This is a genomic window from Rhizobium sp. BK316, from assembly GCF_014193695.1.
In the GTDB taxonomy this organism is placed as follows: Bacteria; Pseudomonadota; Alphaproteobacteria; order Rhizobiales; family Rhizobiaceae; genus Rhizobium.
The window spans coordinates 765,296-786,322 of sequence record NZ_JACHZR010000001.1; the positions used below are offsets into that span (position 1 = coordinate 765,296).

Annotated in this window: 17 protein-coding genes; 6 read left to right on the plus strand and 11 right to left on the minus strand. The window is 54.7% G+C overall.

What is annotated here, in order from left to right:
- Window positions 1–29 precede the first annotated feature (29 nt).
- Window positions 30–1,037 (plus strand): polysaccharide pyruvyl transferase family protein, encoded by a 1,008-nt coding sequence (locus tag FHT87_RS03340; protein ID WP_183799444.1) that lies wholly within the window; start codon window positions 30–32, stop codon window positions 1,035–1,037.
- Window positions 1,038–1,180: 143 nt separating this feature from the next.
- Here FHT87_RS03340 and FHT87_RS03345 read toward each other — a convergent pair whose 3' ends face one another.
- Window positions 1,181–2,152 carry a glycosyltransferase family A protein gene (locus tag FHT87_RS03345; RefSeq protein WP_183725351.1) on the minus strand — a complete coding sequence of 324 codons (972 nt, stop codon included), beginning with the start codon at window positions 2,150–2,152 and terminating at the stop codon, window positions 1,181–1,183.
- Window positions 2,153–2,297: 145 nt separating this feature from the next.
- On the opposite strand from FHT87_RS03345, the gene FHT87_RS03350 reads away from it, so the two are divergent.
- On the plus strand, window positions 2,298–3,419 hold the full coding sequence (locus tag FHT87_RS03350) for an endo-1,4-beta-xylanase (RefSeq protein ID WP_183799446.1): 1,122 nt from the start codon (window positions 2,298–2,300) through the stop codon (window positions 3,417–3,419).
- Between the two features lie 322 nt (window positions 3,420–3,741).
- Window positions 3,742–4,974 carry an acyltransferase gene (locus tag FHT87_RS03355; protein ID WP_183799449.1) on the plus strand — a complete coding sequence of 411 codons (1,233 nt, stop codon included), beginning with the start codon at window positions 3,742–3,744 and terminating at the stop codon, window positions 4,972–4,974.
- A 206-nt stretch (window positions 4,975–5,180) separates the two neighbouring features.
- On the opposite strand, the gene FHT87_RS03360 is transcribed toward FHT87_RS03355, so the two are convergent.
- From FHT87_RS03360 to FHT87_RS03380, 5 genes are all read right to left on the minus strand, one after another.
- Window positions 5,181–6,545: an O-antigen ligase gene (locus tag FHT87_RS03360; RefSeq protein ID WP_183725357.1), complete on the minus strand. Its 1,365-nt coding sequence runs from the start codon at window positions 6,543–6,545 to the stop codon at window positions 5,181–5,183.
- Window positions 6,542–7,705, minus strand: coding sequence for an acyltransferase (locus tag FHT87_RS03365; RefSeq protein WP_183799452.1), 1,164 nt, complete (start codon window positions 7,703–7,705; stop codon window positions 6,542–6,544). The genes FHT87_RS03360 and FHT87_RS03365 overlap by 4 nt, the downstream gene beginning before the upstream one ends.
- Complete coding sequence (locus FHT87_RS03370; RefSeq protein WP_183799455.1) at window positions 7,702–8,811, minus strand: glycosyltransferase; 1,110 nt, start codon at window positions 8,809–8,811, stop codon at window positions 7,702–7,704. Before FHT87_RS03370 ends, FHT87_RS03365 begins: the two co-directional genes overlap by 4 nt.
- Before the next feature lie 53 nt (window positions 8,812–8,864).
- Window positions 8,865–9,326, minus strand: coding sequence for an acyltransferase (locus FHT87_RS03375; protein WP_183800997.1), 462 nt, complete (start codon window positions 9,324–9,326; stop codon window positions 8,865–8,867).
- A 337-nt stretch (window positions 9,327–9,663) separates the two neighbouring features.
- Window positions 9,664–10,719, minus strand: coding sequence for a hypothetical protein (locus tag FHT87_RS03380; protein WP_183799458.1), 1,056 nt, complete (start codon window positions 10,717–10,719; stop codon window positions 9,664–9,666).
- Window positions 10,720–11,124: 405 nt separating this feature from the next.
- Between FHT87_RS03380 and FHT87_RS03385 the strand changes: the two genes are divergently transcribed.
- On the plus strand, window positions 11,125–12,606 hold the full coding sequence (locus tag FHT87_RS03385) for an SGNH/GDSL hydrolase family protein (RefSeq protein WP_246699556.1): 1,482 nt from the start codon (window positions 11,125–11,127) through the stop codon (window positions 12,604–12,606).
- 84 nt (window positions 12,607–12,690) lie between these two features.
- Here the strand turns inward: FHT87_RS03385 and FHT87_RS03390 are convergent, their stop codons facing one another.
- Window positions 12,691–13,785: a glycosyltransferase family 4 protein gene (locus FHT87_RS03390; RefSeq protein WP_183725367.1), complete on the minus strand. Its 1,095-nt coding sequence runs from the start codon at window positions 13,783–13,785 to the stop codon at window positions 12,691–12,693.
- 30 nt (window positions 13,786–13,815) lie between these two features.
- Window positions 13,816–14,388 carry an SGNH/GDSL hydrolase family protein gene (locus FHT87_RS03395; protein WP_246698021.1) on the minus strand — a complete coding sequence of 191 codons (573 nt, stop codon included), beginning with the start codon at window positions 14,386–14,388 and terminating at the stop codon, window positions 13,816–13,818.
- Window positions 14,389–14,915: 527 nt separating this feature from the next.
- Between FHT87_RS03395 and FHT87_RS03400 the strand changes: the two genes are divergently transcribed.
- Together FHT87_RS03400 and FHT87_RS03405 are read left to right on the plus strand one after the other, a co-directional pair.
- Window positions 14,916–16,112 (plus strand): glycosyltransferase family 4 protein, encoded by a 1,197-nt coding sequence (locus tag FHT87_RS03400; RefSeq protein WP_348647568.1) that lies wholly within the window; start codon window positions 14,916–14,918, stop codon window positions 16,110–16,112.
- A 213-nt stretch (window positions 16,113–16,325) separates the two neighbouring features.
- Entirely contained in the window at window positions 16,326–18,539 is a 2,214-nt protein-coding gene (locus tag FHT87_RS03405) for a polysaccharide biosynthesis tyrosine autokinase (protein ID WP_348647579.1), read from the plus strand.
- A gap of 63 nt (window positions 18,540–18,602) precedes the next feature.
- Here FHT87_RS03405 and FHT87_RS03410 read toward each other — a convergent pair whose 3' ends face one another.
- The 3 genes from FHT87_RS03410 to ung all read right to left on the minus strand — a co-directional run bounded on the left by FHT87_RS03410 (window position 18,603) and on the right by ung (window position 20,980).
- Complete coding sequence (locus tag FHT87_RS03410; RefSeq protein WP_183725373.1) at window positions 18,603–19,211, minus strand: alpha/beta hydrolase; 609 nt, start codon at window positions 19,209–19,211, stop codon at window positions 18,603–18,605.
- A gap of 14 nt (window positions 19,212–19,225) precedes the next feature.
- On the minus strand, window positions 19,226–20,158 hold the full coding sequence (locus FHT87_RS03415) for a VOC family protein (RefSeq protein WP_183725375.1): 933 nt from the start codon (window positions 20,156–20,158) through the stop codon (window positions 19,226–19,228).
- A 129-nt stretch (window positions 20,159–20,287) separates the two neighbouring features.
- The gene (ung, locus tag FHT87_RS03420; RefSeq protein WP_183725377.1) at window positions 20,288–20,980 is read right to left on the minus strand and encodes a uracil-DNA glycosylase; all 693 of its coding nucleotides are present in this window, start codon (window positions 20,978–20,980) and stop codon (window positions 20,288–20,290) included.
- Window positions 20,981–21,027 lie beyond the last annotated feature (47 nt).

Here is a 21,027-nt window from a genome sequence, read left to right on the forward strand (position 1 = left end):
TTACAATTCCTGTCGACGGAGAATAGAATATGAGCGTCGTATCTCAACTGCAACAGACGATACTCTCGACCATGAGTGATCTAGTGCCGAAGGATGGGCGCTTTGCTTTGGTGGATTTTCCCGATCACAATAACGTAGGTGATAGCGCTATTTACGTCGGCGAATCCGATCTCTTTAAACGGTTTTCGTTGCGGCCTGCTTACATTTCGTCAGTCCATCACACCAATTGGGCAGATATGGAAAGCGCGATCGGCGACGGTCCTATTTTCATTCACGGCGGGGGAAATTTTGGCGACCTATGGCCGGAATTCAATGATTTTCACGAGGAAATCCTGAGACGCTATCCGAACAGAAGAGTCATCCAGCTTCCTCAAACGATATTCTATGAACAGCCCGAAAAGGCTGCGAGTATGGCAGCGCTTTGTGAAGCACATAAGGATTTCGTGCTGCTGGTGCGCGACCAGCGCAGCTTTGAATTTGCGAAGGAAAATTTCAAGGCCGATATCAGGCTGTGCCCCGACAGCGCTTTTATGATCGAGAAGCGAGACCGGCTGGCGCCTACTCATGAGCTGTTGATGCTTTTGCGGCAGGACAAAGAGACGCGCGGTGTTGACACATCGAAGCATCAATATCCGAAGGATCGTGTATTGGTCGTCGACTGGCCGGAAGAGATTTCCGACAATTCGAAGCTGAACAAGATCAGGTCATATCTCTCGGCCAATGCTCACGAGCCCTGGCTGCTGCTCCCAGGTAACAAGCATCATCGCAGAGGCAATCTGTTGGAGATGGTTGCCCGCACTCGGTTGAGGACTGGCACCGAACTGCTGTCGAAGGGGCGAACGGTAATCACGGATCGTCTTCACGGACATATTCTTTGCACCCTTCTGGATATTCCGCACGTCGTCATCGATAACAGCTACGGCAAAATCAGCGGCTTTGCCAAGGCGTGGGGAACATTCAGCGAAAACCGCTATTTCGCTCAGTCGCTCGATGAGGCAATTTCTATTCTCAAAGAGCGACAAAACCTTGCGATCTGACGCCATCCAGCGATCGGTTTACGAACGCAGAGGAAATAGCTCAAGGCCTGGCGCGCTCACATGCGCGCTGGACCAATATGGTAAGGTGAGCCTCTCAAACACGCACTAGCGCATCGCCCAAATGCTAGGCTTCCTAGATTTGATCACGGAAGCGCACGCTTCTGAAAACGGACAATCCTCACAAGCTCGGCAGCAAACTTTGCGAAATGCTCCGACAAACCGAGCAAGCCGCCCCACAACCTCTTTTCTGAATGGGTCGTGGTCTGCGCGAGGAATGCCCTTGCACTCGCAATTTCGCGTCCAAGGCGGCGCCACGTGATAGGCCTGTGCGCCGGGCCTGAAGTTTCCCACCAGCCTCGAATATAGGCGGTGCGCGTCTCAGGTTTCAAAAGATACTTCATGTAATAAGCACCACGACCACGATCATAGCTCAGCATGATGTCTGGGACATCGGCTGCCTTTCGACGATGATGGTGAAGAATGACGGGGCGAGGATCATATGCGCCTCGATAGCCAGCCCATACGGCCGCTGCTACAGCATCAATATCCTCGCACGGAAATGGTGTACCGGCTCCGAGGCGGCGATCAAACCCGCCGATTTCGACCAGCACATCACGTCTGATCGCCATATTGGCGCCTTGCAGCATGCCTGCGGAAACATAAGCCTTGGCAGGAATTTCAACCCTATGATCCCGCAGGTCAATGGTGACCGGCGCATCATCCGGATCGAAGAGCTCAATACGCCCTCCCATAAAGCCCAATGCCGGATCTTCGCGAAAGACCTCCGCTACACGATCGATGTAGTCAGCCGGTAATATGCAGTCATCATCTGTAAAAGCGACGATTCTGCCACGCGTCGATCGCCATGCCGTATCGCGCGCTGCACCCAGTCCACGCTGAGCCTCATATGCGTAGCGCGCGTTCGGGCAGACTTTCGCAAACGCCTCTATAACGTCCTTCGTTCGGTCCGTGGAAGCGTTGTCGAGGATGACGGCCTCCCACTGATGACTGGAACGCAGTTTCATCAGCGAATCCAGCGTCTCCTCAAGTTGGTCGTGCCGATTTCTCGTGCATATCACCACCGAGACCTCAATCGGGTAATCAGCTTCGGACATCTTCACGCTCCTGCTATTTCAAGGCCATTCTGCCGATTGAAGTTACACAAAAGGGACGTCTATGAAAGGAAAAATTCGTTGGGATTCGGCATTGTCCTGACACATTGAACCTGAAAAATATACGCAATTTCAGGCGGAGAATTTTATGCGCAATAATATTGGTCAGTGGCCTACAAAGCATATTGATCGGCGAACTTTCCTCCTGGCCGCCGGCGCCGGGATCGCTGCCGCTTCCGTTCAAGTCAGCAGGGCCGATGAACCGAGCGAAACACCTTTGCGGCAGAGGGCCGAGAAGAAGGGCCTTGTTTTCGGCACCGAAGTCAACGCCGGACCTTTGTTTAGCCTCAAGCAGTATCAGGATGCCGTGCTACGTGATGCCGCGATGATAGTCCCTGAAAATGAGATGAAATGGAGGCCTACGCAGCCAACGGCACGCCAATCCAACTATTTTAACGCGGACCGAATTGCCAAGTTTGCCAAGGACAATATGCTCCTATTACGGGGCCATACAGCGGTCTGGCATCAAAATCCCCCGGCATGGACGAAAGACATTATCGGCAGCGATGACGGGCAGACGCTCGTTCTCGACCACGCTCGCGAACTCATCAACCATTTTCGCGGACGCGTCATGGAATGGGATGTCGTGAACGAGGCGATCGCGCCGGAGGATGATATGCCCGACAATCTCCGCAACTGGGCGCCGTACAACAAGGGAGGCATCGACTTCATAGCGGATTGCTTTCACGCCGCCAGAGAGGCCGACCCGAACGCCAATTTGTACTATAACGACTATAGCGTCTACTATCAGAACCAGGGTCATCGAAGAGATGCGATCTTGAGCTTTCTGGAAAAACTCAAATCCAAGGGTGCGCCGATTGATGGGTTCGGCATTCAAAGCCACTTGATCGCCAACGCGGAATTCGATGAAAACGTCTACCGACGTTTTCTCTCAGAGGTCGCCGACCTCGGCTTGAAGATACGTGCCACGGAGCTTGACGTAAGCGACGTCAGGCTTGAGCCCGATATAAAATTGAGAGACACAATCGTAGCCGCCCACACTAAACAGTACCTCGATGTGCTTTTCAACGAACCCGCCGTCGTAGGCCTTGTTACCTGGGGCATGACGGATCGTTTTAGCTGGCTTCACAAAGGCTGGCCCAGAAAAGATCACTTGAGACAGCGCTGCTTGCCGCTGGATGACAATTTTGCCAAGAAGCCAATGTGGTACGCGATCGCTGACGCGTTCGACCATGCGCCTTCACGCTAAATTCGAGATGTGATGCGCAAGCGGTCTTCAAGACCCGGCGTCCAATAACGGCCAGCTACAGCACTTCCCGAACTAGCGCGCGTGTGGTCGGGAGACATCCCATCACCCGGTAAGGGGTGGTCGGACGCTCAACTGAATTGCCTGCGCAGACCCATCTGCCTTCCAAGTATAACCCCTATCATTCTATGGGAAAAATCGCCCATTTGCTTATTTTCGTAGAGACATTAACCGTTTCAAGATCAATCCTGACATACAGACTATCATTGTGAAGTTACTTGTGCCATCTAGCAAAAAATATGCTGTATTAGCTAGGGGGCTTTGCGTGCACATCGGTATTGATGACGTAGTTCATAATAAAAATTTTTCTGCTTGGTTAGATTTTTTCCGCTGGGCGGCGGCATTGGAAGTGGTGATCTACCACATAAATCACCGGTATTTTGTGAAGCTCTTCGAGGTTCCTCACTCTGAGCGACTTATCGGCCACTATTTATTTGCATTCATTTCATCGTTCGGCGGTCCAGCCGTCATCCTTTTCTTCGTCATGAGTGGGTACCTCGTTGGAGGAAGCGTTGCAGGGAGATATCTTCGATCAAGCAAATTCGATAGCGTCGACTATTTCATCACGAGACTGTCGCGGCTCTGGACTGTGCTTATCCCGGCGCTTCTCTTTGCTTTCCTGTTTGACACCCTCGCGCTCGACATCTTCCACGCAGCAGAGAACGGTATCTTTGCCCTCGACGCAGAGGGTGCCGGCACAGCATTGAACCACGATGCCTGGACGGCAGCGTGCAACATCGCCTTTCTTCAAACGGCGTTCTGCACTCAGTTCGGCAGCAACGGTGCTCTCTGGAGTCTCTTTCACGAATTCTGGTACTATATGACGTTCCCGCTTGTGATGATGGCGTTCTGGGGCAGGAGCGGTGTCATTGCTAAAGTCGCCATGACCATTGCCGCCGCCGCCATCCTGCTGGCCCTGACATGGTTCCAGTTCGTCGGCTTCTCGATTGCCGGCTATGCCGGAATCTGGCTTCTGGGGACCTTTGCGGCGCTCAGATCCAAACCTGTTTTGCCGATCAATGCAACTTTTGCTGCCATAGGCTGTATCGCCTGCCTGCTTGTCTGGCGCGTGCTCTACACGCCAGGTACCGCGACCCCAGCAACGTTTTTTTCCAAAGAAACGGTTCTGGATTACACGATAGCAGCGAGCTTTGCGAATCTCCTGATGGCAATGAGGCAGTCGAAAAAGCTGCTACGTATGCCGCTGCCGCGCCTCAATGAACAACTCGCGGGCTTTTCCTACTCCCTCTACTGCACCCACACTCCGCTGGTTATTTTGATCGGGGCGATATGTGTATGGGCCTTCCAAACCGGGTGGCACATGAAGCCGACGGAGAACACGGATTTTCTTTACGCCGCGCTCGCCGTCGCAATCTGTGTTGGTTTTGCGTTTCTATTTTCTCTGGCGACCGAGCGGAACACTCCGGCAATTCGGGCATTGTTCCGGCGAATGCGAGCGAGAAAAGAATCGCTGGCCTATGAGCAGGAGGCGGGATAAGCCACCTTCGGATGATGGTGATACTGTGAAGCGCCGAATACCGTAGCGCGCATTTGGTGGAAAGCACTCTCAGCATCACCCGCTGCCCCCAAACACCAGTTGTAAGTCGTAAGAAGGTCGCGCGTCCCTTGTCCGAAGACTAGACTGCCGCCGGCGGTGACAACCCAGCGAGCATCCGCCGCGACCGAAAGTACAGGTCCTGAACGTCAACTAAGGGGCGGTATCGCACGCTCGCGCGCAAATGTCTGCTTGGAAACTATGCGCGTCGGCTCTTTCCATGATCTGCGAGCGAGCGTCTGCTGACGCCGACGAAGTCGCTCGCGAACCGGTAGAGCTGCGAAAGCAGCGTAGGAGAAGGCGAGCCAAAACATCTCGTTCAAGGACGGATCGACGATGATTGTCTCCGTATAAGAACGTATGCTCAGCAATATAAATATAGCCGCCGGAAGTGCCATTTCCGGGATACGTCGAATTGAAATGGCGTAGAGCAGCCTCATCCCGATGATCGCCCAAATCGCAACAGCAAAACACAGCCCCGGCAATCCCAACTGCAATCGAAAATCTATCCAGGCATTATGTGCGTGGGGTGCAGGCCAATGCAGTTCCTGCAGAACGATCGGCTTAAAGTATTCCGTTCCCCAGATACCGTTCCCATAGCCCCAGAAAGGATTTTGGTTGATCATGAGGGACGCGAATTCCCAGACCTGCGCACGTCCGGTCAGGCTGGCATCGCGTCCTAGAAGGGTGTAAACGATGCCGCTTGATATGATTATGACCCCGACAACTGAAGCCACGAGCCCCGTGAAGAACAGCAGCACCAAGGGATAGGAAACCCTGTTAACCACGTAGATCAGATAGCCGAGAATGGCCGTGATTACGAATGCAGCCAAAAGCGCCGTTGCCGAATTCGCGATAAGCAACAAGAAGGTGGCCAGACACGCAATAACCACAATGTGGTAAGGATTCAGCAGTTTCATGCGCCACGACACAAGCGCAACGAGGAAGGTCATCGACGCCGTACCTCCCATGACGTTCTTGTGTATCATCGCGCCGCGCCAAGCCCCGCGCAAATCTTCCGAGCTGTAAGAAAGTGACGGCGCTGCGACGATCATAACAAGCGAAATCGTACACGAAATTGCCAGGCCTATGGCGAGAAGCTGAAGGACACGCCGATAGGGTACAAATTCTATGAGATAGACCGCATAGAGTGTGAAAACCAGCATTCGCCCCGTTCTGTTGAACGATTGCCCTGGCTCAGGCATCCAGCGCGATGTGCAAAACGCCCATAGAAGGAAGGCGAACACTATCCAATTGCGCTTCAGCGCAGAAATAGACTTTTGTGGGCTCCGGCTAAAAAGCCACGCAACATAACTCAAGATCACCGTAAGTATTATTGTCGTGTTAAGCGGGCTCCTCACAACAATGGCCGCAAGCGCCGGAGATTTCCAACCAAGATACGAGTCCAGTGGAAAAAGCGTGCCAATCAGAGGAAACGTAATGATAAAAACGAGTGCGAGCTCGCGCGGCGAAAGACGATAAGGAGAAGTCTCCTTTTGCCGGGCAGCATTCATGCTTCGATCCTCGATACCTTCTGCTCTGGTTTAATACCGCTCGTTTCGTCATTTTCCGCGGGATAGCGGTCCGTCAGCTGGGTTTCTCTACGCGGCTCCATGATACGACGCGTAAACCTTATGAGCCGGCGCTCGATAAGATAGTGATAAGAGATCCCAAACGCTGCGGCGACGGATGCGATCATGATCGCAACAATATTCAACGAAAAATATGTCGAGATTCCGAGCCGTGACGATAGGTTTATCGAAAACGAAAGTACGACCGGATGCACGAGGTAAACAGCGTAGGAGGACGCACCGAAGGCGAGAAGAAATCCTGGCACGTTCAGTGGGCGATGACGTTCAATTTCCACTGCTCCAAGAACGAACAACATGGACGCAGTACCAAAAGCCAAACGTCCAACCAGCGGATCGTCCTGAATGTTCACGAAGAACCACGTCAAGAGGAAGAAGACGACGACGCCTAGAGAGGCGAGCACATATGGTACTGGTATTCTCGCATGTCGCAATATCATCGCCACGCCGACACCCATGATAAATTCGATATTGAACGGGCTGAAAAAGAACGAAAACGGAAAGGCCAATGAGCCGATTGCCTGGAGCGTCACCAGAAGATTTGCTGCGACGATAGCTAGCGCCCATGCTGGCAAGATCCACAATGCCTTACGGCCGTTCCAGATGATCACGGCAAAGAGCGCGTAGAAAAAGATCTCGTGTATCAATGTCCAGGCCACGCCGAGGACCGGTGGAATTGGATTGGGCAGGAGAAAAATGGACAGGACGATGTTTACCGGGTCGCGCTGGCTTGGCTGCCCTGCCCCCGTGAAGACCAAATAAAGGATGACAAGCGGAAAGAGGATGAACCAATAGGGCGGATAAATGCGGATAAATCGCTTGGCCGCAAAAGAACGGATCCGTTCTCTGCGACCTATATCGCTCCAGTGAATCCAGGTGATGATGAAGCCGCTAAGAACGAAAAAGAAATCCACTCCAACATTAAAGTTATTGAAATGGCTATTAAACGGCTCCGCCCCAAAGAACCGTGGTTCAGACATGATGCTACCAGTGTGGTGGAAAACGACGAGCAGAGCGGCGACTCCACGCCCGACCTCGATGCTGCCGAACTTATCGCGATTGGCATTCTTGTTAACGCCATTCATGCAAGCACCTCACAATAAGATTCCGCGCATCTGGCGACACTGAATGTTTGCCCTCTCGCTTGAAGCTCCGCAGCATCAACCGGACGACCCAAACTGTCGACAATGGCCTTCTCCAAAGCAGCAACGTCACCGACGGGAACAAGAGATCCAAAACGGCCGCCATCCAGAATCTCGGCCGGACCATGCGGACAATCGGTACTGACGACTGGCGTACCGCAAGCAAGCGCCTCGGCAACTACGTTTCCGAACCCTTCAAATCGGGAAGAAAGCACAAAAAGCTTCGCGTGCTTCAAGTAGGCGAGTGCATTCTCGCTGAAGCCTGGCATGGAAATACGCTCCTGAAGACCCAGACTTTTCACAAGTGTCTCCAGCTCTTCCCGCATCGGACCATCACCCAAAATGAGAAGCCTTGCGTCGCTCTGCTTTGAAACGCCTGCAAATGCCTTGATCAGGGTCGTGAAATCCTTTTGCGGCACCAACCGTCCCATGGCTAGAACAATTGGTTGAGGATCGTCAAACCACGGATGTTCCGGCGTCCTCGACGTGCGCTCCTCGAAATCGTCGGTGACGACACCATTGTAGATGACACGTATCTTCGAACGCTTGATGCCTGCTCTGGCAGCAAGGTCATCGGCGACACCGGCCGAGACTGCGACGATGACGTCTGCGAAAGGCATCGCCATGCGATAGAGCGCGGGTAGCACGCGGAATTGCCAGGAGCGCCGCTTCACCTGCTCGGAAAAGGCGTTATGCTGAGTTACGAGTATGCGTGTGCGAACACCGGCCAGCCGTCTGGCTAGAACCGCCATCACATTCATGTGCTCCATATTCGCGATGAGAATATCGGGCTTTTCCTCTTTCAGATAGCGTACGAGCTTGGGCAAGGCACTGAGCTGCCGTTTTGCATCGAGGGCAACTATCCGCGCGCCCTGCTCTTTCACCGGGTCTGTCAGTTCGCCTCCCTCACGGTCGAGGAGGAAGGTGACGTTGAAGCCTGCTTTGGAGAATTGCGGCAGAAGGCGCGCATGCAAGCGCTCCGCGCCACCACCGGAAAGATCGGGGAGATAGATGGCCAGGGAAGCCCGCTTTGCGCCGTTCTCGGTCATGCTTCTCGCTTTCACAACATTGACGGTATTATCGGCCGCTATGGCCGGTGATCTCACGCCTGCCGGCTTTGAAGGTCGTTAGCCTCGGCTTCATTGGGGACCTGCTCTACGACCCGTGGAATACGGCCATAGGGATCAAGCCCATTGTTGGAGCGTATAACGCGTGCGGGATTGCCTGCGATGATCGAATAGGCCGGCATGTCCTTTGTTACGACGCTGCCGGATCCGACGATGCAGTGATCTCCGATCGTCACCCCAGGCAAGATGATGCTTCTGGCACCAATGAAGCAGCGCTTGCCGATGCGTGTGTCGCGATACATTCGACGCGTTGTGTCGTGCGCGAGAATAGCAGCGTCAAAAGCGACATAGCTTTCCTCTCCGACATGAATGCCCTTTGGGTGTGTCTTATCAAAGCGTGCAGAGAGCGAAAAATCAGCTGTCGGATGGATGTTCATCCCCCAGAAACGGTTCAGATAAAACCGTCGCGCATCGACCACGATCCGGCGAAGCTTCAAAAATCGGTTCAAACCAGGCAATTCGATGCTCTCCTAATTCTTGCTGCCGTCCATTTCACTTGTCGGAAATGGTGCCGTTAGGTGATGAGTATGTCTTAGCAGAGGAGCCAATTGGGGCGGACAAACCGCTACGCGGAAACAGCTAAGTCACAGAACCGCAGGACGGTGGTTCGACCTCCAATGGTGCAATGCAGCATTCGCTTTCCGATAACACGTACCTTAGTTTGAAGCAACAAAATGGCCAAGGAAAGTCGGATAGATCAACATGCCTCACACATCATGCCGATCCGTCGGTCAAATCACCCCGCCGGATCACGAATAGAATATTGCGGGACAATCAGGCTGGCAGGCCTTCGGCACTTGAGGTTTCGCCGGACACAATATCAAGCAGCTTGATCGCCCGATTTCTCCAGTTGTAAACCGAGGCGGTTGACCCGGTATTGCGGCGTGCGATCGTACCTTCAGCAAGCCCGCAAAGTAGTGGCCCCACTTCGGCGGGATCTTCCACGCAATGCAGGACACTGCCGAAATCACGGGCCTTGGGAATGCCGGTCGAGATGACTTCCATGCCGGAATTCAGGCAATGATAGAAACGCAGCGGATCAATGTAATCGGTCAGTGGCGAGCCGACGACGTAAGGCGCAAGGGTAACGGCATAGGCGCCGAGGACTGTGGGCAGTTCGCTGTTAACGTAAGATCCCAAATAGTGGATGTTGGCGTGCATTGACGTCAGTTCATCAACCTTTTGCTTAACTTTCGGATCGTCGCTGGCAATGTGTCCGCGTATCTCGAAACGCAGTCCGGGATTTGCCGTTGCCGCCGCTCCCAGGAAATCGAAATCAAGCCGCTCGTCCACGCTCGCCAGGATCAGAATTTTTTTCCAATCCGGCGCCGGCCGCTCGATAGCTGTCACTGAGGAAGCATTACCGAGATGACGCGACGTCGGAAAAAGTCGCTTTAGTGTCGGCGCGGCGTGAACAACAACATCCGAGCCGCCGAGAAGAATGGCCTGCGCGATCTGCGCCTTCACGCGCGAGTATCCAGTGCGGCCATACAGCAAGTCATCGTGCATATCCAGGCACCATAAGCCGCCACAGAGCATCCGCAGCATTCGGCTCATTGCCGGGAATACAAGATTGGTGGAGTTGACGAAGAGCAGCTGTCTGCGGTCGCGGAAATTATGACGCATGAAGCTCAGAAATTTCGGCAGTGAGAAAACGCGCTTCTCCTGGCTATTGTCCATATCGATGACGACGGGGCGCCGCTTCAAAAAGATGTAGAAGACCTTATGCCCCAGAAGATGTAGCTCTTCCGCAAGCGGTAGGCGGAAATCCTTGGCAGGATCGCGGCAGGTTAAGAGGACGATGGTCCATCGACCCTTGTTCTCTTCCAATGTCAATGTCCTCCTGATCGAAAACGGGAAGCGGGTCCGCACAAAATATGCCCGCATGGCATATCAGCCGAAGCCAGCGAAAATATGAAAAATAACAAGTTCCGCCAATCTTCTGCCCACATCCTGGAGAGGCGGCCAACAGGCCACGGATGCCTTGTCTCCGCGCTCATGCAATGCCTTATCTCAAAAGCTTCATTTGAATGCAGCCAGGAAATCATGTTCAGCATATTGGGAGGAGCGACGGATAATTGTCGTTTTCATCCGGTAGCATTCGACAGGATATTTCCTTGCACGTCAACGACCGTGCTGCGAATAAACTGCTTCTTCCGAAAACCTACCCGGTGGGATTCATAGATGAACCGACGACCTGCGACACGCCGTGAACTCCTGCAAGCAGGAGCTGCGATGATCGGAATCGGCGTTGCTTTTCCTCCAAAGGCAACATTAGCCGCCGCTCTCCCACTTCCCTTGTCCGGCGCCGTTATCGACGAAGACTCAGTCACTGGCGCAATCGACACCCACCGTCCACTGCCTGCCCTTCCCCTTCCGACCGGAACCAGGGTATCGGCCATTGGCGACAGCCATATCGGCTACGGTGTTTATGCGGGCTCTCCTTTGGTGCCAAACCCAGGTAATACATTCGCCGTAGGCTACAGCATGGCGAACGGTTTCATCGAATGGACCCGCGCACTCGATCCCCGCTTCGACCATGATAGCTGGTACGATACAGCCGACCCGACCGGTCGCAATATTTCCGGAGCAAACCAGGGGATATTCGGAGCCCATCTCGAATGGAGTAATGAGGCATCCACCGGCATTCTCACCCGTCTCCCTGCGCTTCTTGCGAAACGCCCTGCTGTTATCATCCTGGAGGGAGGGACCAATTCGGTAAATTCAGGTGATACTGCCGGAAAGAACAGCCCTGCAGCCGCAGCGGAAATCATAGCCAAGCTCGACAAGGCGCTGCGGCTGGCGCGAGCCGGGGGTGTATGGGTTATCCTGATGACGATCTATCCACGGGGTGATTGGCCCAAGAACGACGCCCGCCACAGGGCCGTTGCCGATTCAAACAATTGGATAAAGGCCCAGGAAGGACGCGATGGCGTACTCGGCATTGTCGACGGCAATGATGATATTCTTGCACCAGGCGGCGTCCAAGACCTCAGCATGTACGAGAAAGACAAAATTCATCTGGCGCCAAAAGGCGCGCGGAGGATCGGTAAGGAAAAGCTGCTGCCTATCCTACAGTCCGCTATCAGCGCCGGATCCACGTTCAATTTCGATCCAGCCGTTGAAAATCTTGCGGGCGAAAGTATGGGACGATTGAGCGGAGCAGAAGGCGGGAAAGCCAGCCCGGCAATCACGGGACAAATTCCGAGCGGTTTCCGATGCGGCATCGGGCGTAATGCCGAGACCGTTGCCTGCTCCATTGACGAGCTTGAGGGCGCCATCAAGGGCGCGCGTCTAGCTGTGACGCCGACCGACGATAACGATGCGGCCTACACACATGTGCAGTTCAACGCCGACCCGATCGCGACTACAGGGAAGCTGGCGCCAGGCGACTGGATATACGCTGCTATGTTCGTGGAACAGCTAGCCGGTGATCAGTTGGGTACGGCGCGAATCGTCTTCAAATTGCGGCAGGACAAAAAGCTCCTCCAGAGCGTTGGAGGGCTTTGGACCTCATCCGGCGATTTCGCGCATTCGATCGGGGCCGGCAGCGAAGGCTGGTGGATCAAGACCAACCCCTTCCTGATGCCCGACTTGCCCTTCGACAACCTGAAATGCGATCTGGACATCACTTCAGACAAGAACGGCACACCTTTCACAATCAGGCTATCCCGTTTCATCATTAGAAAAATCGCTGATCCGCGGCTGGTGAGCTAACTTCCAATCATAGGTTTCTCCGAGTATGTGGACACACTCGGAGAACTATCCCGACCGAGGCAATGCGCTTCAATGACGAGCAAGCTACGACCGGCCTTCCAGCGTTTGGCCGCTGGCCGTCCCTTGCCGTTTGTCGGCGCCTGAGGCTTCTTCATAAATGCGATGAAGCAAGGGCAATATGACGCGATCGCAATAATGTTTTTCCACCCGCATTCTGCCGGCTTCGGCGAGACGCGTGCGAAGTCCTTCATCACTGACGAGAGCAGAGATTGCGTTCGCGAGCCCGTCTTTATCGCCGGCGTCGACCAGCAGGCCGTCGACGCCGTCGGTGATCAACTCTGGTATCCCGCCTACGCGCGTGGTGATAACCGCAACACCGGCAGCCATCGCTTCGAGCACGCTCATGGGCAATCCCTCGTTATAAGAGGGAAGAATATAGATGCCGCTTGCCTCCAGCAGCGCCTGCTTCTTCTGCCCGTCGACCCAGCCGGCCAATATCACGCGACCGTCCATGGAGAGGGTTTTTACGAGCTTGCTGGCCTCCTCAACTTGGCCATTGCCGCCGATCACCAGCTTCGCATCCGGATGATCTGGAGCTATCCTGGCGAAAGCCGGGATGAGGTCGAACGTTCCTTTGCGTGGTCCGATCAGCCCGAGGAAGAGAAGATCATGCGGCTTCCTTATCTGCGGATCTGCAGGGGGCGGCACAATCACATAATTCGGAACGACAACGATGCGCGCCGCTGGCGCGATCCCGCCAACGAATTCCCGCCAGCTTTCCGAAAGCACAATGACGCGCGTCGCCTTCTCAAGGTGACGCCGGATAAGTCGGCGCAGAAACGGACGCTGGCTCTCATAGAACGGCTTCATCTCCGAACCATGCAAATGCAGGACTACCGGTATGCCGAAAAGCCTTGCGAGCGACGTAAACAGCCCCTTGCGCCAAAAGCTGCCGCGCATTGCTGAATGAGCGTGCACAAGCTCGACGCGCTTGGTCGTCAACAGCCAGAGATAGACGATGAGTGCGCGCAGCAGCACGAGCTGCTTTACAAGAAAATTGCCATCCACATAGGAGGCGACGAGACGGACATCTTCTTTTTCAAGAAACCCGTCACGCTCATAGGCTTCGACGACGCTGCGCATGCCGCCGCGCGCGGCGCACCAAACCATGATCTTCATAAGCTTGTCCCTTCGATAAGGTCGACTGGTTCAATTCTGACATTTGCCCGATGCGATCTCCTGGGTCAAACCAGGAACGATGACGGCGGATGCCGCCTGCGGCAACGGATGCGAGCCGTCCGGGATAGCCGCAGAAAGCTCATCCGGGGCGAGCTCGGCCCAGGCCGGCTGGTTATCGTAGAAATCAAGGCCCATCTCGTTCGCAAGCTGACGATGGGCATCGATATAGCTGTTGATGAACGGACGAATGAAGCCCCTGATTCCAAAGATCGGATTCATTCCCATGACGATGATGCGCGCATGAGGCAATTGCTGTTTCAGCTGCCCCAGGATCATCGCCATGTTCTGACGACTGCGCCCTACAGTCATAAAGCGATTTAGAGCAGCATCGTTAGCATAGAATTCAACGAGTACGACATCAGGTTTCGCCGCTATCACGTCCCCTGTTTTTTCCAGAGCCCATTCAGATGTGGCACCACTGCGTGCAACTGCATCTACCAGAACCGGACGCCTAAGGCACTTAGTCAGCGCCTCTTGCAAAGGTAACTGCCAACCGCCCCGCTCGGTCAGAGACGTTCCGAAGGTCACGATTTTATAAGTCATGTCGTCTGCTCTGCTGATTGAGGCAACTTGGCCAGAGATCACACCCAGGATAAGCACAAGGCAAAGGCCAATTCCGAGCCATATTCGCATCATTTCCTCACCTGTTTGTGCAAATGATGTCTTCTTCCCGTCTTAATTCTCTTCGCTGTCCGCTAGCCTCAAGGACCATATCGAAGAGCGTATCCCATCGGGACATTAACCGCGCACCCCAAAAAAAGCCTCACTTCGATGGCATTTTTTTTGCACTGCAGCGAGGAATACGATAACGTCACGCTTAATTAGGTGTGAAGAGCTTTTGCAACAAAGTTTGTGCGATAGGTTGGAAGCTCTTGATTTAATTGCTGACGTTAGGCGTTGTTAACTGATGGATACGCAAGTCGTTTGGTGAAACGAGCACGCTGCATCGAGAACTCTCACAAATTGCGAGGCTTCGCCTCAACGTGAGGGTCGGCCAGCAAGGCTAAGTACTGCAACTTCAAATCAGCCCTTATTCAACTCGAATCATAGGACCAGATATGCCTTCCTGCGTGATTATCGTTGAAAATCTCCCAGTCCCGTTTGATCGACGAGTATGGCAAGAGGCGTGCGCGTTGCGGGATGCGGGCTGGCAGGTTTCTGTGATATGCCCGAAGACAGAACAGTATCCCGAGAAGTTTGAGATTATCGACGATATCGAGATCTTTCGGCATCCACTCCCACTCGAGGCTCGTGGAAAACTTGCCTTCCTTGCCGAATACAGTGTGGCATTGTTCTACGAATTCACCCTTCTCTTCAAAGTGCTTCAGAGAAGAGGATTCGATGTCATCCAGGCCTGCAATCCCCCGGATTTGATTTTTCTGGTTGCGCTCCCCTTCAAGCTGTTCGGGAAGAGCTTTGTTTTTGACCACCACGATGTAAGTCCGGAACTCTTCGTCGCAAAATACGCGAGGCGCGGCTTCTTCTATCATCTGCTGAGACTTGCCGAACGGCTGACTTTCCTCACGGCAGACCTCGTGATTTCGTCCAATGAGACTCACCGTGAATTGGCGATGTCGCGAGGAGGAAAGAAAGGAGAAGATGTCGTATCCGTTTACAGCATTCCGGATAAGTCCCGAATTCGCCGCGTTGCGCCGAATTTAGAACTTCGTGGCGGCGCCCGCGTCGTTTTGGGCTATGTTGGAATTATCGCAGATCAGGACGGTGTCGATCACCTGATCCGTTGCGTTCACCAGCTCGTAAAGGTTCACTCAGTTTCTGATATAAAAGCAGTTGTCGTGGGAGATGGTCCGGCACTTGAAACGGTTAGAAGTCTTGCTGCAGAGTTAGAGATAGAAGACTTTGTCACCTTCACTGGATATTTGCGCGGAGAGCAGCTACTCGCCGCGTTAAGTACCTTTGACATAGGGATCATACCGGATCCGGTAAATGAATATAATGACAAGATAAGCATGAACAAAGTTTTCGAGTACTCCGCGCTTGGAATACCCTCCGTTTCCTATGATTTGCGCGAAACGAAACGCTTGCTTAAATCGGCGGGGCGCTACGCCGATGCACCGACGCCCGAAGCCCTTGCAAAGGCTTGCTTGACACTAATAACGGATGACAACGCTCGAGCAGAAGCTGGCCGGCGCGCAAAAGCGTTGGCGGAAGCTGACTTCAATTGGGATCACGAAGCGCAAAAGTACGTCGACGCTTATTCTCGATTCCTTAAGCAGGAAGAGGTTAGCCTTCAGACTGGCACTTGATGAAGAGCTGTCATATTCTATTGCGGATATTGATATCCCACTCGGAATATTGATATCCCGGTCAATTGTATTGCCTGAAGATGGGCGCTTTTAATGTGTTCGATCGTACATTCACTTGAACTTGTTAGCTAACGGAGGCCCGGATTGCTATCGCCAGATAAGGTCTCGGCGCATGCCGATGAAGATTGGGAAAACGCCGGAGCCGGCGATACCATTGATGTCGAACGGCTTGTTGCAGTCGCACGCCGTCAATGGCGTGTCGTTGCAGTCTGCATGGGAATCTTCGCAATCTTGGGCCTCGTCTATATCCTGACGGCGGTACCCAAATACACTGCGTCGACAAGCGTTCTCATCGATCGCGGCAACAGTCAAATTGTGAACCAGATGCAGGCCAATGTCGCCGCAGCTCTTCCGATTGAGGACGACGCCTCCGTGCTCAGCGAGGTCGAGCTTTTCAAATCTGACTCGATCGGTCTAGCCGTTGTCGACAAACTGAAGCTCCTCGACAATCCGGAATTTACTTCGCCGGCCCGTTCGCCAATCAGCATGCTTCGCTCGCTTCTGAACTTTCGCACTTGGTTTGCCAGCGATGACGTCGCAGCCGACGATCTTGACACCTTGCGCCATAACGCAGCCGACAAGATCGTTACTGACATGGACGTCGATCGTATCGGACGCTCCTACGCACTTTCAATCAGCTACACTTCGACATCTCCTGAGCTGGCGTCGAAAATTGCGACCTCTATCGCCGAGGCCTATCTCGTCGACAAACTAAACTCGAAATACGATGCCACCCGTCGTGCCTCCGAGTGGCTTCAGGAGCGTATCGACGAACTCAAGCAGAGGGCGCTCGATTCAGATCTTGCGGTCCAAAAGTTTCGGACTGCGCATGGCCTTCTCTCTACCGGCGGTCAGTATCAGCTTCTTAGCGACCAGCAGCTTTCCGAATTGACGACCCAGTTGATCGGCGCGCAGGCCGATACAGCTAGAGCGCGGGCAAAGTACGAGCGTGTGAAATCGATCATCGATAATAAGCGCACTGACGCCATCGTAACCGACGTTCTCGATAACTCGATCTCTAACGATCTGCGCAAGAAATATTTGGAAGCTTCAAAGCTTGAAGCTGAAATATCTGCTCGTCTCGGGCCGGATCACATTCAGGCCGTTCGCCTTCGCAGCGAGATGGCTGAATATCAACGGCTGATGTTCGAAGAATTGAACCGTATCGCTGAGAGCTATCAAAGCGAGCTTCAGGTCGCGCAAACTCGTGAAAAGTCCCTTCAGGACAGTGTCACGCAAGCGAGCAGCGTAACGGCCGCGGCCGGTGAAACTCAGGTTCAGCTTCGAGAACTCGAGCGCACTGCAGATACTTATCGCAACCTCTACCAGACCTTCCTCGCCCGCTTCCAGGAAGCAACTCAGCAGCAATCCTTCCCGATCACCGACGCGCGCATCATCACCAGAGCACAGGTGCCGACGGCTCCGAGCGCGCCGAAGAAGCCATTGATCCTTGCTCTGGCTATGGCGCTCGGCGCAGCCTTCGGCGGTGGGATCGGCGCCTTCCGTGAATTCCGCGACCGCTTCTTCCGTACTGGCGAGCAGGTGCGGGACGTGTTGTCGCTCGAATACATTGGCCATATACCGGCTGTCGACGCGAAGGAAGCGAGCAGCGGCGCCAGCGAGCCGGAATCTGCCCGTGGCCTGCAAAGCGGTAACGGGATAACCAATTACGTGGTCAATCATCCACTTTCAGCCTTCGCTGAAACGATGCGTAGCGCCAAGATCGCCGTTGACATGGAAAATCCAAGCTCACGCTGCAAGGTGATCGGTGTGATTTCCAGCCTTCCCGGTGAAGGCAAGTCGACCGTCGCCATCAATCTTGCACAGCTTCTTGCCATGCAGGGCTCGCGGACTTTGCTGATCGATGCCGACCTTCGCAATCCGGGCGCAACGCGCGCTATCGGCCGCCATGCGGAGCAAGGCATTCTAGAAGCCTTGCTGGAAGGTAAGCCACTGAAGGATGTGCTGCTGCTCGACAGCAAGACAAAGCTCGCCTTCCTGCCGGCAGTCGTCAAGCGCCGCGTGCCGCACTCCTCCGATCTGCTCTCCTCCTCCATCATGGTCAATCTGCTGGAAGAGCTGAAGGTGCACTTCGACTACATCGTTCTGGACCTGCCGCCGCTCGGCCCGGTCGTCGATGCCCGGGCGGTTAGCCCGATGCTGGATGCATCGCTGGCCGTTATCGAGTGGGGCCGTACGTCACGGCGCGTCGTTCGCACCACCTTCGCAGTTCAACCCGAACTCATGGAAAAGTGCATCGGCGTCGTACTGAACAAGGTCGACACCGAAAAACTGAAGCTCTATCGCTCCTATGGTTCCGGCGAGTATTATTACAATCGCTACTCGGCCTACTACCACGAAGCGTAAGAGCGCTTTCCAACTGGAATCTGAAACGCATTATGCGGCGAAATTCGCCGCATAATTTTTTGATCAGGCGTATTCCGCAAAGAATTTACCGATCGCCTCTATTTCATTCGTCCGGATATCGTGACCGCCCGAATGCCATTCCAACAGCACAGCGGCCTTTTGGGCCTCGAAATAGTCGGAAAGCGCATCGGTCAACGCGACCGGCGAGATCGGGTCGCGCTGGCCTGCCGTGATCAAGACCCTTCGACCGCCGAGATCGGGATTGGCGCGCGGCCGAAAAGGGATGAGCGGATGGAGCAGTGCTGCCGCATCGAACAGGCCCTTTTCGATCAATATGTTCGCCAGAATGTTGGCGCCGTTCGAAAAGCCGAGCCCGAGAATTTCGGAGGCGCCGTGTGTCGCCGCCAGATCCTGGACATAGTCAGTCATCTTCGCAGTCGCCCGCGCGAGGTCGGCCATGTCGTAGACCCCTTCTCCGGTGCGCTTGAAAAAGCGGGCTGCTCCATATTCAGAGACATCGCCGCGCGGCGAAACGATTGTTGCTTCCGGCAGCAGTCGCCTGCCGAAGTCGAAGAACTGGTTCTCGTCGCCGCCTGTTCCGTGCAGCACGAAAAGGATGGGTTTGCCGGGCGCACCGGCATGCAGCCGGTGCACATAACCATTGTCGGTCATTGTCCTGCCTCCGCTTAGGCTTCGAGCGGCTGCAGATGCTGCTCAATAAGGGCGCGCAGATGAGCATGCTGTTGCGGCAGCTTCAATGCCTCGCCGAGATGAGCCGTATCCTCGTCGCGGTCGAAACCGGGCTCGTTGGTTGCGATCTCGAACAACACGCCGCCGGGCGTGCGGAAATAGATCGCCCAGAAGTAATCGCGATCAATGACCGGGGTGACCTGATAGCCCGTATCCATCAGCGCCTTGCGCACCTCAAGCTGCTTTTCGCGGTTTTCAACGGCGAAGGCGACGTGGTGGACGGAACCGGCGCCCGGGAGCGCACGAGCGATATTGGGCATGGTTTCGAGATCGACGAGATGCGCACCGTTGCCGCCGGGAATGACGAACCGCTTGACGCCGTCTCGTTCCTCCTGAACCTCATAACCCATGAACTTCAGAAGTTCGGCGGTGGCGCCATCATCCTTCAGCCGCATGGCGACCGAGTGGAAGCCTCTGATAGCCTGATCCTCGCTGATGCCGCCATGTGTCCAGGGAGCGCGGGTATCGTCCTTGACTTCGACGAGGGCGAAACCATCCCCGTCAGGGCCAGCAAAATTCAGGCGCTTTTCACCGAAGGTTTCCTCGGTTTTTAGACCGCCAACGTTGAGTTTCGTCAGCCGATCGCTCCAGAACCCGAGCGAGCCCTGCGGAACCGAGTAGACCGTGGTACCGACTTCACCGGTACCCGGGCGGCCCTGCGGCATCTTCGGGAACGGGAAGTAGGTCATGATCGTGCCCGGCGAACCGGTCTCGTCGCCGTAATAGAGGTGATAGATGTCGGGAGCGTCGAAATTGACGGTCTTCTTGACACGGCGCAGGCCCAGCGCATTGGTGAAGAACTGGTTGTTGGTGCGGGCGTCCTCCGCCATCGATGTGACGTGGTGCAGACCCTTGATTTGATCGAGCATTTGAGACCTCTTTCTGCCCGCATCGGGCGGGCTTTCGATGGGTCATAGATGAGCTCTTCCGCCCGTTTCTCATAGCCTGGCAAGCCGACACGCATTGTCTCCATTTTGTGAACGACGATGCGGGAGCGTTCACGGATTGGCGGGAAGCTGCCAGTCGATCGGCTCGCGACCGTGCGACTGCAGGAATGCATTCGCCTTGGAGAAATGCCGGGATCCGAAAAAGCCGTTATGAGCCGAGAGTGGCGACGGATGCGGCGCCTTAAGCACCAAATGCCGCCTTGCATCGACAAAAGCCGCCTTCTTTTGAGCGTAAGAACCCCAGAGCATGAAAACGGCAGCTTCGCACTCATTGTTCACCTTGCGGATAACAGCGTCGGTAAACTGCTCCCAGCCCTTGCCCTGATGCGACGCAGCCTGCGCCTCCTCCACAGTCAGCACGCTGTTGAGCAGCAGCACTCCCTGTTGAGCCCAATGTTCCAGGAAGCCGTGCCGCGCCGGCAGAATGCCGAGATCCGTCTCCATCTCCTTGTAGATGTTGACGAGCGACGGTGGAATGCGCACGCCAGGCCGCACACTGAAACACAGCCCATGTGCCTGCCCCACGCCGTGATACGGATCCTGTCCAAGGATCACGACCTTGACCTTCGCAAGCGGGGTCAGGTCGAGCGCGCGGAAATATTCACTGCCCTTGGGGAAAATCCGCCGGCCGAGTTCCTTCTGCTCCAGCAGGAAGGTCTTGAGCTGCTGCATATAAGGACTTGCGAACTCACCGGCGAGAGCCGCCTTCCAGCTCTCTTCTAGAGTGACTGACGTCTCGTTCACGACGCAAACCTCCGGGATCAACGCACTTGATGTAGGACTGCGGTTCT